Consider the following 15,222-nt stretch of genomic DNA (forward strand, 5'->3'; position numbering starts at 1 on the left):
ACAAAGGATATGCGTTCCCCTGTAGGAGCGGGCTTGCCCGCGAAGGGCTGCAAGGCAGCCCCAAGTTGTCGACTACGCGGATCAGCGATCCGGCAGGGTGATGTTCAGCTCGAGAATCGAGCAGCTGCCCTGGTTTTCCAGCTCGATATGCACATCATCGTTGCCGATGTTCACATATTTGCGGATCACTTCCAGCAGTTCTTTCTGCAGTGCGGGCAGGTAGTCCGGTTCGCTGCGTTGGCCGCGCTCGTGCGCCACGATGATCTGTAGACGCTCTTTCGCTACCGACGCGCTGGTCTGTTTCTGTCTGCCACGAAAGAAGTCAAAAAGGTTCATGGTTTATTTGCTCCCGAAAATGCGCTCGAAGAATCCCTTCTTCTGTACATCGATGAAGCGCATCGGCTTCTCTTTGCCCAGCAGGCGGTCGACCGCATCACTGTAGGCCTGGCCGGCATCGCTCTGGTCATCGAGAATGACCGGGATACCTTGGTTGGACGCCTTGAGGACGGCCTGCGACTCCGGGATCACACCCTTGAGCTTGATCGACAGGATTTCTTCCACGTCGGCCACGCTCAGCATTTCGCCTTTGACGACGCGCTCTGGGTGGTAGCGGGTGATCAGCAGATGCTCCTTGATCGGCTCTTCACCGTTTTCGGAGCGGCGCGACTTGCTCGACAGAATGCCCAGCATGCGGTCGGAGTCACGTACCGACGACACTTCCGGGTTGGTGACCACGATGGCTTCGTCAGCGAAGTACATGGCCAGGTGAGCACCTTTTTCGATACCGGCCGGCGAGTCGCAGATGACGTACTCGAAGTCCTTTTTCAGGTCCATCAGTACCTTTTCCACGCCTTCCTGGGTCAGCGCGTCCTTGTCACGGGTCTGGCTGGCGGCCAGCACGTACAGGTTCTCGAGGCGCTTGTCCTTGATCAGGGCCTGTTGCAGGTTGGCTTCACCGTTGACCACGTTGACGAAGTCGTACACCACGCGGCGTTCGCAGCCCATGATCAGGTCGAGGTTACGCAGGCCCACGTCGAAGTCGACAATGACGGTCTTGTGGCCGCGCAGTGCGAGGCCGGTACCAATGGCGGCGCTGGTAGTGGTCTTGCCCACACCCCCCTTGCCGGAAGTAACCACGAGAATCTTGGCCAAGGTGTTTCACCCCTAAAAATAGTCGGGACACTTGTCCCTGCAAAAAACTGAAATAGCTAAATAAAGGCAACGGTAAAAAAGTTGCTCTAAAAATGCTGGCAAGTATCCGTTAAAGACGGGTGATGTTCAACACGTCACCAGACAGGCTGACTTGCACGCTGGTCCCCCACAGTGGATCCCGGCGCAGGTCTTCGCAAACCTTGTATTGGCCGGCGATCGAGACCATTTCGGCGGTCATCTGCTGGCAGAAGATACGCGCCTTGGTGTTGCCTTTGATGCCGGCCAGGGCGCGGCCACGCATGGCGCCGTACACATGGATGTTGCCATCGGCCAGAAGTTCCGCACCTGGGCTGACCGAGGCGGTAACAATCAGGTCCCCCCCCTGAGCATAGATCTGTTGGCCACCGCGTACTGGCGAAGTAATGATGCGGGTCGGGCGCACCTCGGGTTCGGGGGGCGGTGGTGGCGCCGGGGCCGGTTCGGGCTTTTTGACTACCTCGGGCTCGGGCTCCAGCGGCCGTTCGCGGGCCCCGGACGGCGGCAGCACCGGCAGGTCGATGGCGATGGCGGCGGCGATGTCCTCGATGCGGTTGGCGCGGATGGCCAGGGTACGCAGGCCGTGGTGTCGGCAAATCCGCATCAAGCCGGGCAGGTCGACCGCCCCTTCGTCGGCCGGCAGCTTGTCCAGCGCCAGCACCAGCGGTGTATTGCTGAAGAAGTTAGGGGCCTGGGCGACTTTGGCCGCCAACTGGCGGTCGAGGGCTTCAAGGTCATTGCGTGCCAGTTCCAGTACCGTAATGGCGAGCATGCTGCCCTTGAGCTGGAACACGGAGGCGGTGTCGGGTGTGTGGTTTGGGCTCATGGTCTGCATAGACGGCTTGTTGCGAAAAAAGTGCCCTGACTTATAACGAGAACACCGGTTGCCCGCAACATGCGCTGATCCGTTGTAGAATGCGCGGCCTTTGTCTTTCCGGATGCTTCAATGGAACGCCCGCGTTTTCGTCTCTATTACCTTCACCCCAAGTTCTGGGGCCTATGGCTGGGCCTGGGCCTGCTGTGGCTGGTAGTCCAGTTGCCGTACCGGGTGCTGCTGAAAGTCGGTGCCGCGCTGGGCGCCGTCATGTATCACGTCGCCGGTGAACGTCGACGCATCGCCGCGCGCAACCTGGAGCTGTGCTTCCCGGAGCTGTCTGTCGACGAACGGCAGCGTTTGCTCAAGGCCAACTTCGCTTCAACCGGCATCGCCTTCTTCGAAATGGCCATGAGCTGGTGGTGGCCCAAGGCAAGGCTGGCGCGCCTGGCCCATATCGAGGGCCTTGAGCACCTGCAGGCCGCCCAGCAGGCGGGGCAGGGCGCGATCCTCATGGCGGTGCACTTCACTACCCTGGAAATCGGCGCCGCGCTGCTCGGTCAGCAGCACACCATCGACGGCATGTACCGCGAACACGGCAATGCACTGTTCGACTTCATCCAGCGCAGCGGCCGCGAGCGGCACAACCTCGACTCGCTGGCGGTGGAGCGCGAAGACGTGCGCGGCATGCTCAAGCTGCTGCGTTCGGGCCGGGCGATCTGGTACGCACCGGACCAGGACTACGGCGCCAAGCAAAGTATCTTCGTGCCGCTGTTCGGCATCCCGGCAGCGACGGTAACGGCCACTACCAAGTTCGCCCGGTTGGGGAAGGCGCAAGTGATCCCGTTCACCCAGAAGCGCCTGGAGGATGGCAGCGGCTATCGGCTGGTCATCCACCCGCCGCTGGCGGATTTCCCCGGTGAAAGCGAAGAGGCCGATTGCCTGCGCATCAACCGGTGGGTCGAGAGCGTGTTGCGCGAGTGCCCCGAGCAGTACCTGTGGGCGCACCGTCGGTTCAAGTCGCGGCCCGAAGGGGCGCCGCGGCTGTATGACAAGAAAAAGCGCTGAACCTTGTAAGCAGGCCTGGCCTCTTCGCGGGTAAACCCGCTCCTGCAGGATTACCACAGGTTCTGCATATTGCGGGGCCCTGTGGGAGCGGGTTCACCCGCGAAGAGGCCGGGCATGAAAGCACCTTGACCCCAGGAAGGACTCCATGGCTCCACCCCCGGTAACCGGTCTCATCCTGTCTGGCGGCGGCGCCCGCGCCGCCTACCAGGTTGGCGTGCTGGCGGGCATCGCCGAGTTGCTGCCCGCCGGCGCGCACAACCCGTTCCCGGTCATCGTCGGCACCTCCGCCGGGGCCATCAACGCGGTCACCCTGGCCAGTGGTGCCGTGCACTTCAACGACGCCGTGCAGCGGCTCACTGCCTTCTGGCAGAATTTCCGCAGCCATCTGGTCATCCGCAGCGACTGGCCCGGGGTCGTGCGCCAGGCCAGCCGCTTCGTCGGCCACAACCTGCTGGGGCTGGGTGGCCAGGCCCCCGTGGCGTTGCTCGACAGCAGCCCTTTGCGCAGCCTGCTGCAAACGCACCTGAACCTGGATGGCATCGGCCACGCCTTGGCCGCCGAGCAACTGCGCGCCGTGGCAGTGACCGCCTTTGGCTACGAGTCTGGCCAGGCGGTGACCTTCTACCAAGGCCGCGGCACCATCGAGGCCTGGTTGCGTCACCGGCGTATTGGCGTACCTGCACCGTTGACCATCGACCACCTGCTGGCCAGCGCGGCGATCCCGCTGCTGTTCGCCCCGGTGCAACTAGGCGGTGAATATTACGGCGACGGTGCAGTGCGCCAATCGGCGCCGATCAGTCCGGCCTTGCACCTGGGGGCCAGCCGCGTGCTGGTGGTCGGGGTCAGCGGAAACCCGCAGCGGCCAGCGCCACCGTTGCCGCCCCAGCGTGTGTTCAGCGGGCAGCAGCCGAGCCTGGCGCAGATCGGCGGGCACATGCTCAACAGTACGTTCATTGACAGCCTGGAAGACGATATCGAACTGCTGCAGCGCCTCAACCACTTGAGCGGGCTGTTGCCAGCGCACCTGGATGCCCGGCGCCTGGGGCTGGCCCCGATTGACGTACTGGTGGTGGCACCCAGTCAGCCGCTGGACGAGATTGCCGCTCGGCACCGCCGCGAGTTGCCGGCGGCGTTACGCCTGTTTTTACGTGGGCCGGGGGCGACGCGCACCAGCGGGGCGGGGGTGCTGAGCTATTTGCTGTTCGAGGCCAGTTATTGCAGTGAACTGATCGAGTTGGGGCGGCGCGATGCCCTGGCCAAGAAGCGCGAGCTTTGCGAGTTCCTGGGGGGGTGATGCTGCTTGTGTGGGCCCTTTCGCGGGTGAACCCGCTCCTACAAGTTTGTGTAATGCCTGTGCAGGAGCGAAAGGGCCGCAGCAGGCTTATTCGGCTATCTGCAACTTGCGCGCCTGGGTATACACATACCGCACCTTTTCATATTCGAACGGCGAGTTGAGCTGGCCATAGCGGAATTTGGTCGTATAGCGCTTGTCCACCACGCGCAAGGCGAAGATTTCCGGGTGGTCGCTGCTGACTTCAGCCACGTTCAGGTAGTTGACTGCCTGCTCTCCCGCATAGTCCACCACCAGCCCGGTGGTATCGCGCAGGTTCGATGGCCCTAGCACCGGCAGCATCAGGTACGGCCCATCCGGCACGCCATAGAAGCCCAGGGTCTGGCCAAAGTCTTCGCTCTGGCGCGGCAGGCCCATGCTGGTCGCCGGATCCCACAGCCCACCCACGCCGATAATCGTGTTGAACATCAGTCGCGCAGTGATTTCTGCAGAGCGCTTGGCTTTGAGCTGCAACACGCTGTTGAACAGGTTCGGCACATCGCCAAGGTTGTTGAAGAAGTTGCTCACCCCCGTGCGCACGAAACTTGGAGTGACATACTGGTAGCCATTCACCAGCGGCAGCAGCACCCATTGGTCCAGTCGGTAGTTGAAGTGATAGATGCGCCGGTTGATCGACTCCAGCGGGTCGTACACGTTAAGCGCCGCCAAGGTTGAGCGCTCGAATTCGCGCTGGTCCAGCCCAGGGTTGAATTTCAGCTCACGCAGCGGGTCGAGGAAACCATCGGCTTCGGGCGCCAGGGGCGCGGTACTGCTCACCTGTGGGTCGGCTTCGACCACGCTGGCTCGTGGGGCGGTTTCGGCGGCCAGGGTGTGGCCAGCGGCAAGCAGGGCAGTGGCGAAGAGGAGTTTGTTAACCACGGAAGAACTCCAGCATGGCGTCACTGTTGACGCGGTAGTTGAGGTTGCCGCAATGGCCGCCATGGGGGTAGAGCGTCAGCCGGTCACCGAACACCTTGCGCAAAAAGCCAATGTCGCCCGGGCCGAGAATGACGTCGTCGGCGTTGTGCATCACGGCGATCTTGTCACTGCTGCGCAGGTAGTCTTCCAGGGCATACAGGCTGACTTGGTTGACCAATTGCAGGATGCTGTTGCCGTCGGTGCGGGCGCGCCACATCGGAATCACCTGTTCGGTCATGTAGCAGTCGAAGTCGCACTGCAGGGCGCGCTTGAAGAACGGCGTGAGGCTGCTGCCTTCGGTGATCGGGAATTTCGGCGGAATGATCAGGCCGCGGCGGTTGATCAGGTCGGAAGTGAAGGCGATGTCGGCTGCCGAGAAGCGGAACGAGGTGCCGATCAGCATGGCCATCTGTTCGTTGGACAGGTGCTGGCGCGACTGCTGGAAGTCATACAGCAAGGCGTCGTTCAGGTCGATGTAGCCCTTGTCCTGGAAGTAGCGGGTGAGTTTTTCCAGCATCAGCTCATAGAACGTGGTGCTGCGGTCGATGCCCTTGACCTGGGTTTGCACCAGCTTGTCGAGGTTGTTGATCGAGGTGTAGAGGTTGACCGGTGGGTTGAGCAGCAGCACACGCTTGAAGTTGAAGCTGCGGCGGGTCTCGTCCAGGTGGCTGACGAAGGCGGCGTCGAGCGCACCCAGGCTGTAACCGGTGAGGTAGAAGTCACTGACCGGCAGGCGTGGATGCTGGGCGCGCACGGCCTGCATCACCCGGTACATGTCTTCGGCGTCTTCCTGGCTGATACCGGGGGTAGCAAAGCGCGAGGCTGCACTCATGAAGTCATAGCTGGTGGGCGATGACAGTTGCACCACGTGGAAGCCGGCCTGGTAGAACAGCTTTTTCAGGTATTCATTGATGCTGCTGCTGTAGGGCGCGCCGGTGCCGGCGATGATGAAGATCAGCGGCGCTTCGCGATCCTGGCGAGCCAGGCGGTACCTGAGCTTCTTCACTGCCCAGAAGTTGTCGGGCAACGTGAACTCACGTTCCGGGCGCAAGTTCAGGCTGTAATCGGACTGATTGATTTCATCGTCGCTGGGCAAGTCAGGGCGCTTGTCCGGCGGGGTGGTGGCGATGGTCGCCTCGAACGGGTTGGTCAAAGGGTAGCCATAGCTGGCAGCGTCGATATCCCGCGCTGAAGCGGCCACAGCCATGAGCAGGCTACCGAGCAGGGCAGCGAGGCGCAAAGATCGAAGCATGTAATCCCCCAAAAGAACGCAAGGTCGAGCAGTGTGCAGGCTAGGACCACAACCAGGCGGGCAAAGTTGCCCGCTGCGGTGGTCTTTGGCGTACTTGCTATCTGCAACATAGCTGCCGGTGTGTGATTTTGCCTTACAACCGGGCATAAGCGATCATGGATGCTTTCGATTACCGCTATTGGAGAACAGGATGTCTCGTTCGCTGCCGACGGCGTTGCTGGTGCTGTTTCTGGGGCTCTGGCTTGCGGCCAGTTATGGCGTGCGTTACGGCCTCATGGAGGATGGCCAGTGGGTAGGGCTGTGCGCAGTGCCGACGGCGTACTGGCAGTGCGAGGTGCGTTCGCTGCTGGGGTTGGGCATTCACTATCAGGTAATGGCCTGGGGCGGGCTGGGCCTTGCATTACTGGCCCAGTTCGTTTCCGCGCGTGCCGGCTGGTGGCTGGCAGTGTTGGCGTTGGTGTTCGCGGTGCCGGCGCTGGTGCTGTACACCGCCAGCATTGCGGTGTTTGCGCTGGTACTGGCGGGGTTGCGTCTGGTCAGGCAACCCCCATTGTAAGCAGCTGCGCGTACCTGTGGGAGCGGCCTTGTGTCGCGAAAGGCAGGGTTAAAGCTTCACAGCAAAAATTGCTGGGGCCGCTGCGCGCCCCTTTCGCGACACAAGGCCACACAAGGTCCGCGCTGGGCTTGAGGGATATGCAGTATCAAGCCTGGCGCATCCGCAAGCTGCGCCACAACGCCGCCGTCATCAGCACACTCACCACCGCCCAGCCCCAGGCCTGCTGGTTCTCCAGCCCTTCCACGAACAACTGCGGCGCCACTCCGGCGCCGACGATGAATGCCAGCAACGCCACCTCCGCCCGCCGTGCCCGCACCGGCCACAGCACATACACCAGCGCCGGCAACGCCAGGGCCGCACTGGGGAAGCTGCGGTAGCGCGGGTCGAACACCATTGCCAGCATGCTCACCGCCGCAGCAAAGCCCGCCGTCAGCAACAGCCAGCCGGCTCGCACCTGAAGCCAGGTGAACAAGCGCTCACGCCAGCCGGCCCGCCGCGCCAGCGCCAACAACGCATGGGCCAGCACCAGCAGGTTCAGCCCGACCAGCATCAGTGCCCACAACCATTCCCCGGCAAAGCGCGCATGAGTACGCATCAACTCGCCCCACAGGCCCAGGCAAGCGGCGCCAAACGCCGCCAGCAATGGCAGCAGCAAGGCCGCCATCGGTGTAGCGGGGCGCCCGGCCAGCGCCAGCATGATCACCATCAGCACGGCGCTGGCCAGCAGCCACTGCGGCCAGTCATGCAGGTTGCTCACTGGTCCTTCGAGCACGCCCTTGTCCTGCCGGTCCGCGTCGTATAGCCCCCAGTAACCCCCCACTGCGCCCTCATTGACGCGTTTCCAAGGTTGATCGAAGGCTTCGATCAGGTTGTAGTGCCAGCCATTGCGCTCGGCCATGGCCACAAAACCACGGATGAAGCGCGCCTCATTGACCCCGCTGGGCACCGCGGTTTCACGCTGGCGGCCTTCGCTGGGCCAGCCGGTTTCGCCAATCAGTATGTCCTTGGGCGCGAAGCGTGTGCCGAACACACGGCGCACATCGGCAACGTGGGCCAAGGCATCGTCGATGCCACGCGGGTCGTCCTCCCAGTAGGGCAGCAGATGGATGGTCAGGAAGTCCACTGCCGGGGCCACCTGCGGGTGCTGCAGCCAGAACTCCCAGACATCGGCGTAGGTCACGGGCACCTTGACCTGGCGCTTCACCCGCGCGATCAATTTGGCCAGGTGGGCACCGGTCACCTCCTTGCGCAACAGTGTCTCATTGCCGACGATCACCGCGCTGACCACGTCAGGGTTGGCGTTGGCAGCGGCGATCAGCAGGTTGATTTCCTTCTCGGTGTCGGCCGGGTGTGCGTTCACCCAGGCGCCCAGCATCACCTTCAGGCCATGCTTGCGTGCCAGCGCCGGGATTGCCTCAAGACCGCTCATGGAATAGGTACGGATGCACTGAAACCGCTCGGCCAGTAACGCCAGGTCGGCGTCCATCCGCGTCGGTCGCAGGCGAAACGGCTGGTCATAAGGCGACTGGTCTTTGTCGAACGGCGTGTACGAGGCGCATTGCAGTTTGTGCGCAGGGCTGGCCGCATCGGGCAGGTGCACCGGCTTGCCCAGCCCGTACCAGAGCCCCCCCAGCCCGAGCAGGGCCAGCAGGCAGGCAAGCAGGTACAACGGTAACAACAGGCGGCTACAACTGGGCATCGGGCGGTCCATCGTCTGGTACAAAAGGCTGGATAGTAGCCCGGCGCCAAACCTTTGGCATGCAAGGATCGCGCAGACCGATGCCGACCGATGGCGCTAATGGCATAGTGCTGTCGCATATGGGGCGGGTATAGGTCGCAGCTGGATCAGGTCGACTTGTGTTGCAGGACGATGATGCAATCTCCAAGACCTGACGAGGGGATGCTTTGATGGCAACTTTGAAGAAAATGCGACGTTTACTGGGTGTGGGCACCGCCCTGGTAATGGCCATGAGCGCTGCACAGGCTATGGCCAAAGAAGTAAGCATTGGTTACGTGGATGGTTGGGCCGACAGCGTGGCGACCACCAACGTGGCCGCCGAAGTAATCAAGCAAAAACTCGGCTACGACGTGAAGCTGCAGGCCGTGGCCACGGGGATCATGTGGCAGGGTGTGGCAACTGGAAAACTCGATGCCATGTTGTCGGCCTGGTTGCCGGTGACCCATGGTGAGTACTGGGCCAAGAACAAGGACAACGTGGTCGACTACGGCCCTAACTTCAAGGACGCCAAGATCGGTCTGATCGTCCCCGAATACGTCAAGGCAGTGAGCATCGCCGACCTCAAGACCGACAATACCTTCAAGGACAGAATTGTCGGCATCGACGCAGGCTCCGGTGTGATGCTCAAGACCGACCAGGCGATCAAGGACTATGACCTGACGGGTTACAAGTTGCAGGCCAGCTCGGGTGCGGCGATGACTGCGGAGCTGGGCCGTGCCTATGCCAAGCAGCAGTCGATTGCGGTGACCGGTTGGGTTCCGCACTGGATGTTCGCCAAGTGGAAGCTGAAGTTCCTCGAAGACCCGAAAGGCGTGTATGGCGCGGCAGAAACCGTGAACAGCATCGGCAGCAAGGAACTGGCAGCCAAGGCACCGGAAGTGGCGGAGTTCCTGAAGAAGTTCAACTGGCAGTCCAAGGACGAGATTGGCGAGGTGATGCTGGCGATCCAGGAAGGGGCCAAGCCTGAAGCGGCGGCCAAGGACTGGGTAGCCAAGCACCCTGATCGTGTGAAGGAGTGGACTGGCAAGTAAAAGCCTTCCAGGGCCAATGTTGTTTCTTCGCGGGTAAACCCGCTCCTACAGGCCTGTGCAGGCCCTTGTAGGAGCGGGTTTACCCGCGAACAGGTTTTCACGTTGTTACGCAATCGGTAAAACACCGTTGCATCTAAGACTAAGGTCGTCTGGTTGGCGTCCATCGGCAGCATAAAGTAAGGGCGTGGGTTCTATCCCGTATCTGTGCTGCTAGGACAAAAACAATGAACGACAGCATTTACCTCTCGATACAAAACAGCCCCCGTTTCAAGGAGCTGGTCACCAAACGCGAGCGGTTCGCCTGGATTCTCTCGGCGATCATGCTCGGCCTGTATTGCGCCTTCATCCTCCTGATCGCCTACGGTCCCCATGTGCTGGGCGCCAAGCTCAGCCCTGAGTCATCGATTACCTGGGGCATTCCCCTGGGCGTCGGTCTGATCGTTTCGGCATTCGTCCTGACCGCCATCTACGTGCGCCGCGCCAACGGCGAATTCGATGAGCTGAACAAGGAAATCCTGAAGGAGGCGCAACAATGATTCGCCCTGTCAAAGCCCTGGCCGTACTGGCCTGCGGAGCTTTTGCACCCGCCGTGTGGGCCGCCGATGCCCTGACCGGCGAGGTGCAGAAACAACCGCTGAACGTTTCCGCCATCGCCATGTTCGTGGCCTTCGTCGCCTTCACGCTCGGCATCACCTACTGGGCCTCCAAACGCAACAAGTCGGCATCGGACTATTACGCTGCCGGCGGCAAGATCACCGGCTTCCAGAACGGCCTGGCGATTGCTGGCGACTACATGTCAGCCGCCTCGTTCCTGGGTATTTCCGCACTGGTGTTCACCTCTGGTTACGACGGCCTGATCTACTCGATCGGCTTCCTGGTCGGCTGGCCGATCATTCTTTTCCTGATTGCCGAACGCTTGCGCAACCTGGGCAAGTACACCTTCGCCGACGTGGCCTCGTACCGCCTCGGGCAAAAGGAAATCCGCACCCTGTCTGCCTCCGGTTCGCTGGTGGTGGTGGCGTTCTACCTGATCGCGCAAATGGTCGGTGCCGGCAAGCTGATCGAGCTGCTGTTCGGCCTGGACTACCATGTGGCGGTGGTTCTGGTGGGTATCCTGATGTGCCTGTACGTGCTGTTCGGCGGCATGCTGGCCACCACGTGGGTACAGATCATCAAGGCTGTGCTGCTGCTGTCCGGTGCCAGTTTCATGGCGCTGATGGTGATGAAGCACGTGGGCTTTGACTTCAACACGCTGTTCACCGAAGCGATCAAGGTACACGCCAAGGGTGAGGCGATCATGAGCCCCGGCGGCCTGGTCAAGGACCCGATCTCGGCGTTCTCCCTGGGCCTGGCACTGATGTTCGGTACTGCCGGCCTGCCGCACATCCTGATGCGCTTCTTCACCGTCAGTGACGCCAAGGAAGCGCGCAAGAGCGTGCTGTACGCCACAGGCTTCATCGGCTACTTCTACATCCTCACCTTCATCATCGGCTTTGGCGCGATCCTGCTGGTCAGCACCAACCCGGACTTCAAGGACGCCGCAGGCGCCCTGCTGGGCGGCAACAACATGGCCGCGGTGCACCTGGCCAATGCGGTGGGTGGCAGTGTGTTCCTCGGCTTCATCTCGGCGGTGGCCTTCGCCACCATCCTGGCGGTGGTGGCTGGCCTGACCCTGGCCGGTGCCTCGGCGGTGTCCCACGACCTTTACGCCAGCGTCTGGCGCAAGGGCAAAGCCAACGACAAGGACGAGATCCGCGTATCGAAGATCACCACTGTCGCCCTGGGTGTGCTGGCGATCGGCCTGGGGATTCTGTTCGAGAAGCAGAACATCGCCTTCATGGTCGGCCTGGCGTTCTCCATTGCGGCCAGCTGCAACTTCCCGGTACTGCTGCTTTCGATGTACTGGAAGAAGCTGACCACCCGCGGCGCCATGATCGGCGGCTGGCTGGGCCTGGTGAGTGCGGTGACGCTGATGATCCTTGGCCCGACCATCTGGGTACAGATTCTCGGCCACGAGAAGCCAATCTACCCGTACGAGTACCCGGCGCTGTTCTCGATGGCCATTGCCTTCGTCAGCATCTGGTTCTTCTCGGTCACCGACAAGTCCAAGGCGGCTGAGGATGAGCGCGCGCTGTTCTTCCCGCAGTTCGTGCGTTCACAGACTGGCCTGGGTGCCAGCGGGGCGGTCTCGCACTAACGTCATTAACCTGCACTGAAAAACGCCCCGCCAGTCGGGGCGTTTTTTATTTTATGCAGGCGACTCGCTTGCCACTCGCCTCAAGTGATTGTCTGAAGTGACTGTCCGCAGCGCGTCATATCATCCCAAGCAACAGTAGTACCAGCAGAATCACCAACACCACGCCGATTATGCCGGAAGGGCCATAGCCCCAGCTGCGCGAGTGGGGGAAGACCGGTAAGCCACCGATCAGCAGCAGAATCAGGATGATGATAAGGATCGTGGTCATGTCAAAGTCCTTGCGTGATTAGGGGGCAAGAGCCTGAGAATGCTGGCCTCTCGATAATTCGGACCGGTGCGGGTTGGTAAAGATTCCATCCCCGTGCAGCCGCCTACCCGGTCATGCCCGCCCATTCACTACCCTGATGAATCCTGCCGGATGGCGACGCCTTGATTAGACTCACCGGACTACTTGTCAGAACAAGGCCTGCGACCATGCAAAAACGCATCATGATCACCGGCGCCGGGTCTGGCCTCGGCCGCGAGATCGCCCTGCGCTGGGCGCGTGAGGGCTGGCGCCTGGCACTGGCCGATGTCAACGAAACCGGCCTGCGCGAAACGCTGGAGCAGGTTCACCAGGCCGGTGGCGACGGCTTCGTCCAGCGCTGCGATGTGCGCGACTATAGCCAGCTGACGGCCCTTGCCCAGGCCTGCGAAGAGAAGTTCGGTGGGGTCGATGTGATCGTCAACAACGCCGGCATCGCTTCGGGCGGGTTCTTCGCCGAGCTGTCGCTGGAAGACTGGGACTGGCAGATCGCCGTCAATCTGATGGGCGTGGTCAAGGGTTGCAAGGCGTTCCTGCCGCTGCTGGAGCGCAGCAAGGGGCGCATTATCAACATCGCCTCGATGGCTGCACTGATGCAGGGCCCGGGCATGAGCAACTACAACGTGGCCAAGGCCGGCGTGCTGGCATTGTCGGAAAGCCTGCTGGTGGAGTTGCGCCAGATTGAGGTGGCGGTGCACGTGGTGTGCCCGTCGTTCTTCCAGACCAACCTGCTGGACTCGTTCCGCGGGCCGAACCCGGCGATGAAGGCACAGGTTGGCAAGCTGCTTGAAGGTTCGCCGATCAGTGCGGCGGACATTGCCGATTATATCCATCAGCAGGTCGCTGCAGGCGAGTTCCTCATCCTGCCCCATGAGGCAGGGCGCCAGGCCTGGCAACTGAAACGCCAGGCCCCTGAGCGGCTGTATGACGAGATGGCCGAAATGGCAGTGAAAATGCGGGCAAAAGCCCAGTCGCGATGATTGGTCTGTAGGAGAAGTTACTCAAAAGCGTAAGGGGCTTCTGAATCGCAGTGGAGCTATTGAGTAGCTGAATACCTACGGGGCAGGCTCCGGTTTTCCCTTTCGCAGGAGGATCGGAACATGCTGGTAATTGGGCGCGAAGTGGGGGAGGTCATCATGATTGGCGATGATATCCGGATCGTCGTGGTGGAGACCCGGGACGGCGTGGTGCGCTTTGGTGTGGATGCTCCGCGTGAGGTGCCGGTGCATCGAGCCGAAGTTCACAAGCGCATCAAGGCGTCCAAGCAGAGCAAGGCCTGAACAGGCCTTGCCTGCTATTCGAGGAGCTCGCGGGGCACATCATGCTTGGCCAGCAACTGGCACTGCTGGCTTTCCAGGTCGAAAAGGATGAAAGCCTGGCCTTTGGCCAACGCCTGGCGTACCCGCAGCACGCGGGTTTCCAGCGGGGTGTCGTCGCCGTTGTCAGTGCCGTCGCGGGTGACGAAGTCCTCGATCAGGCGGGTCAGGGTTTCGGCTTGCAATTGGTCGTAGGGGATCAGCATGGTCGGGTGGTGTCTGAAATAGGTATGGGCATGCTACGCGAAACACTCGAGGTGTAGGGGCCGCTTTGCAGCCCCGTGGGCGTTTAGCCTTTGTTTCCGATCAGGCTGTCCACCGCCGGTACCCGCGTGTCGCTTTCCATCTGCGCATCATGCTCCAGTTGGTGGCTGAAGCGCTCGAGCGATGCATTGGCCGGCTGCGAGTCGCTGGCAAACACTGGCGGGCTCAGCAGGTAGGCTGACAACAACCGGCTCAGCGCTGCCAGGCTGTCGATATGGGTGCGTTCGTAACCATGGGTGGCATCGCAACCAAAGGCCACCAGCGCGGTACGAATGTCGTGCCCGGCAGTCACCGCCGAATGGGCATCGCTGAAGTAATAGCGGAACAGGTCGCGCCGCACCGGCAAGTCGTGGTCACCGGCCAGTTTCAGCAGGTGCCGGGACAGGTGGTAGTCGTAAGGCCCCGACGAGTCCTGCATGGCCACACTGACCGCATGCTCGCTGGAAGCCTGCCCAGGCGCCACCGGGGCGATGTCGATGCCGACGAACTCGCTGACGTCCCAGGGCAGGGCGCCGGCTGCTCCCGAGCCGGTCTCCTCGGTGATGGTGAACAGCGGGTGGCAGTCGATCAGCGGCTGGCGACCGCTTTCCACCACCGCCTTCAATGCCGCCAGCAATGCGGCCACGCCAGCCTTGTCGTCCAGGTGACGGGCGCTGATGTGGCCGCTTTCGGTGAACTCGGGCAAGGGGTCGAAGGCCACGAAATCCCCAATGCTCACGCCCAGTGCCTCACAGTCGGCGCGCGTGGCGCAGTAGGCATCCAGGCGCACTTCCACGTGATCCCAGCTGATCGGCATCTGGTCGATGGCCGTGTTGAAGGCATGCCCGCTGGCCATCAGCGGCAGCACGCTGCCACGGAATACCCCGGTATCGGTGAACACGCTAACCCGGCTGCCTTCGGCAAAACGGCTGGACCAGCAGCCGACGGGGGCCAGGGCCAGGCGGCCATTGTCCTGCAACTGGCGCACGCTGGCGCCGATGGTATCCAGGTGGGCAGAGACGGCGCGGTCGGGGGTGGCCTGCCGGCCTTTGAGGGTGGCGCGAATGGTGCCGCGGCGGGTCAGCTCGAAGGGGATGCCCAGTTCGTCAAGGCGTTCGGCCACGTAGCGCACGATGGTGTCGGTGAAGCCGGTGGGGCTGGGGATGGCGAGCATTTCCAGCAGCACGCGTTTGAGGTAGTCGAGATCGGGTTCGGGGTGTCGCTCGGACATGTCCAGGCCTCCGGTCGGGTTAAAATTTCGCAGTCC

Annotated in this window: 17 protein-coding genes; 8 read left to right on the forward strand and 9 right to left on the reverse strand. The window is 62.0% G+C overall.

All coding sequences use genetic code 11. The annotated features are described in order from the left end of the window. Window positions 1-81: 81 nt before the first annotated feature. The 3 genes from minE to minC form a co-directional block, all read right to left on the reverse strand. On the reverse strand, window positions 82-336 hold the full coding sequence (gene minE / locus ACF8EF_RS00800; RefSeq protein ID WP_003252572.1) for a cell division topological specificity factor MinE: 255 nt from the start codon (window positions 334-336) through the stop codon (window positions 82-84). 3 nt (window positions 337-339) lie between these two features. Further along, window positions 340-1,152: a septum site-determining protein MinD gene (gene minD / locus ACF8EF_RS00805; protein ID WP_003252574.1), complete on the reverse strand. Its 813-nt coding sequence runs from the start codon at window positions 1,150-1,152 to the stop codon at window positions 340-342. A gap of 109 nt (window positions 1,153-1,261) precedes the next feature. Next, on the reverse strand, window positions 1,262-2,023 hold the full coding sequence (gene minC / locus ACF8EF_RS00810) for a septum site-determining protein MinC (RefSeq protein ID WP_021782475.1): 762 nt from the start codon (window positions 2,021-2,023) through the stop codon (window positions 1,262-1,264). A gap of 111 nt (window positions 2,024-2,134) precedes the next feature. Here minC and ACF8EF_RS00815 point away from each other — a divergent pair, with 111 nt between their 5' ends. Both ACF8EF_RS00815 and ACF8EF_RS00820 read left to right on the forward strand, forming a co-directional pair. Next, window positions 2,135-3,070, forward strand: a complete 936-nt coding sequence (locus ACF8EF_RS00815; protein WP_176685024.1) for a lipid A biosynthesis lauroyl acyltransferase — start codon at window positions 2,135-2,137, stop codon at window positions 3,068-3,070. A gap of 145 nt (window positions 3,071-3,215) precedes the next feature. Continuing rightward, window positions 3,216-4,364 (forward strand): patatin-like phospholipase family protein, encoded by a 1,149-nt coding sequence (locus ACF8EF_RS00820; RefSeq protein ID WP_176685025.1) that lies wholly within the window; start codon window positions 3,216-3,218, stop codon window positions 4,362-4,364. Between the two features lie 87 nt (window positions 4,365-4,451). Here the strand turns inward: ACF8EF_RS00820 and ACF8EF_RS00825 are convergent, their stop codons facing one another. Further along, window positions 4,452-5,198, reverse strand: coding sequence for a VacJ family lipoprotein (locus ACF8EF_RS00825; protein WP_370844494.1), 747 nt, complete (start codon window positions 5,196-5,198; stop codon window positions 4,452-4,454). 73 nt (window positions 5,199-5,271) lie between these two features. Next, on the reverse strand, window positions 5,272-6,570 hold the full coding sequence (locus tag ACF8EF_RS00830) for a serine/threonine protein kinase (RefSeq protein WP_176685027.1): 1,299 nt from the start codon (window positions 6,568-6,570) through the stop codon (window positions 5,272-5,274). Window positions 6,571-6,760: 190 nt separating this feature from the next. Between ACF8EF_RS00830 and ACF8EF_RS00835 the strand changes: the two genes are divergently transcribed. Then, entirely contained in the window at window positions 6,761-7,126 is a 366-nt protein-coding gene (locus ACF8EF_RS00835) for a hypothetical protein (protein WP_176685028.1), read from the forward strand. 145 nt (window positions 7,127-7,271) lie between these two features. On the opposite strand, the gene ACF8EF_RS00840 is transcribed toward ACF8EF_RS00835, so the two are convergent. Then, window positions 7,272-8,837 (reverse strand): beta (1-6) glucans synthase, encoded by a 1,566-nt coding sequence (locus tag ACF8EF_RS00840; RefSeq protein ID WP_392460708.1) that lies wholly within the window; start codon window positions 8,835-8,837, stop codon window positions 7,272-7,274. Window positions 8,838-9,034: 197 nt separating this feature from the next. Here ACF8EF_RS00840 and ACF8EF_RS00845 point away from each other — a divergent pair, with 197 nt between their 5' ends. From ACF8EF_RS00845 to ACF8EF_RS00855, 3 genes are all read left to right on the forward strand, one after another. Then, the gene (locus ACF8EF_RS00845) at window positions 9,035-9,895 is read left to right on the forward strand and encodes a glycine betaine ABC transporter substrate-binding protein (protein WP_176685030.1); all 861 of its coding nucleotides are present in this window, start codon (window positions 9,035-9,037) and stop codon (window positions 9,893-9,895) included. A 224-nt stretch (window positions 9,896-10,119) separates the two neighbouring features. Further along, a complete protein-coding gene (locus tag ACF8EF_RS00850) occupies window positions 10,120-10,431 on the forward strand; it encodes a DUF485 domain-containing protein (RefSeq protein WP_010952786.1) in 312 nt (103 codons plus the stop codon). Further along, a complete protein-coding gene (locus tag ACF8EF_RS00855) occupies window positions 10,428-12,092 on the forward strand; it encodes a cation acetate symporter (protein WP_176685031.1) in 1,665 nt (554 codons plus the stop codon). Before ACF8EF_RS00850 ends, ACF8EF_RS00855 begins: the two co-directional genes overlap by 4 nt. A 115-nt stretch (window positions 12,093-12,207) precedes the next feature. Here ACF8EF_RS00855 and ACF8EF_RS00860 read toward each other — a convergent pair whose 3' ends face one another. Continuing rightward, window positions 12,208-12,360 carry a DUF3309 family protein gene (locus ACF8EF_RS00860; protein WP_003252624.1) on the reverse strand — a complete coding sequence of 51 codons (153 nt, stop codon included), beginning with the start codon at window positions 12,358-12,360 and terminating at the stop codon, window positions 12,208-12,210. A 206-nt stretch (window positions 12,361-12,566) separates the two neighbouring features. On the opposite strand from ACF8EF_RS00860, the gene ACF8EF_RS00865 reads away from it, so the two are divergent. Continuing rightward, on the forward strand, window positions 12,567-13,376 hold the full coding sequence (locus ACF8EF_RS00865; protein WP_252458988.1) for an SDR family oxidoreductase: 810 nt from the start codon (window positions 12,567-12,569) through the stop codon (window positions 13,374-13,376). A gap of 120 nt (window positions 13,377-13,496) precedes the next feature. Continuing rightward, complete coding sequence (gene csrA, locus ACF8EF_RS00870) at window positions 13,497-13,676, forward strand: carbon storage regulator CsrA (RefSeq protein WP_176685033.1); 180 nt, start codon at window positions 13,497-13,499, stop codon at window positions 13,674-13,676. 14 nt (window positions 13,677-13,690) lie between these two features. Here csrA and ACF8EF_RS00875 read toward each other — a convergent pair whose 3' ends face one another. Together ACF8EF_RS00875 and ACF8EF_RS00880 are read right to left on the reverse strand one after the other, a co-directional pair. Next, window positions 13,691-13,918, reverse strand: a complete 228-nt coding sequence (locus tag ACF8EF_RS00875) for a YheU family protein (RefSeq protein WP_004575803.1) — start codon at window positions 13,916-13,918, stop codon at window positions 13,691-13,693. 83 nt (window positions 13,919-14,001) lie between these two features. Continuing rightward, window positions 14,002-15,186 (reverse strand): osmoprotectant NAGGN system M42 family peptidase, encoded by a 1,185-nt coding sequence (locus tag ACF8EF_RS00880; protein WP_176685034.1) that lies wholly within the window; start codon window positions 15,184-15,186, stop codon window positions 14,002-14,004. Window positions 15,187-15,222: the final 36 nt, after the last annotated feature.

Origin of the sequence: Pseudomonas sp. zjy_15, assembly GCF_043101865.1 — a bacterium.
GTDB classification, from domain to species: Bacteria; Pseudomonadota; Gammaproteobacteria; order Pseudomonadales; family Pseudomonadaceae; genus Aquipseudomonas; species Aquipseudomonas putida_Y.

Coding starts and splice junctions, on each gene's coding strand:
- ACF8EF_RS00880 (WP_176685034.1), bottom strand. CDS start 15,186: ATGTCCGAGCGACACCCCGAACCCGATCTCGACTACCTCAAACGCGTG.
- ACF8EF_RS00820 (WP_176685025.1), top strand. CDS start 3,216: ATGGCTCCACCCCCGGTAACCGGTCTCATCCTGTCTGGCGGCGGCGCC.
- minC (WP_021782475.1), bottom strand. CDS start 2,023: ATGCAGACCATGAGCCCAAACCACACACCCGACACCGCCTCCGTGTTC.
- ACF8EF_RS00860 (WP_003252624.1), bottom strand. CDS start 12,360: ATGACCACGATCCTTATCATCATCCTGATTCTGCTGCTGATCGGTGGC.
- ACF8EF_RS00840 (WP_392460708.1), bottom strand. CDS start 8,837: ATGGACCGCCCGATGCCCAGTTGTAGCCGCCTGTTGTTACCGTTGTAC.
- csrA (WP_176685033.1), top strand. CDS start 13,497: ATGCTGGTAATTGGGCGCGAAGTGGGGGAGGTCATCATGATTGGCGAT.
- ACF8EF_RS00835 (WP_176685028.1), top strand. CDS start 6,761: ATGTCTCGTTCGCTGCCGACGGCGTTGCTGGTGCTGTTTCTGGGGCTC.
- ACF8EF_RS00815 (WP_176685024.1), top strand. CDS start 2,135: ATGGAACGCCCGCGTTTTCGTCTCTATTACCTTCACCCCAAGTTCTGG.
- ACF8EF_RS00830 (WP_176685027.1), bottom strand. CDS start 6,570: ATGCTTCGATCTTTGCGCCTCGCTGCCCTGCTCGGTAGCCTGCTCATG.
- ACF8EF_RS00875 (WP_004575803.1), bottom strand. CDS start 13,918: ATGCTGATCCCCTACGACCAATTGCAAGCCGAAACCCTGACCCGCCTG.
- minE (WP_003252572.1), bottom strand. CDS start 336: ATGAACCTTTTTGACTTCTTTCGTGGCAGACAGAAACAGACCAGCGCG.
- ACF8EF_RS00845 (WP_176685030.1), top strand. CDS start 9,035: ATGGCAACTTTGAAGAAAATGCGACGTTTACTGGGTGTGGGCACCGCC.
- ACF8EF_RS00865 (WP_252458988.1), top strand. CDS start 12,567: ATGCAAAAACGCATCATGATCACCGGCGCCGGGTCTGGCCTCGGCCGC.
- ACF8EF_RS00850 (WP_010952786.1), top strand. CDS start 10,120: ATGAACGACAGCATTTACCTCTCGATACAAAACAGCCCCCGTTTCAAG.
- ACF8EF_RS00855 (WP_176685031.1), top strand. CDS start 10,428: ATGATTCGCCCTGTCAAAGCCCTGGCCGTACTGGCCTGCGGAGCTTTT.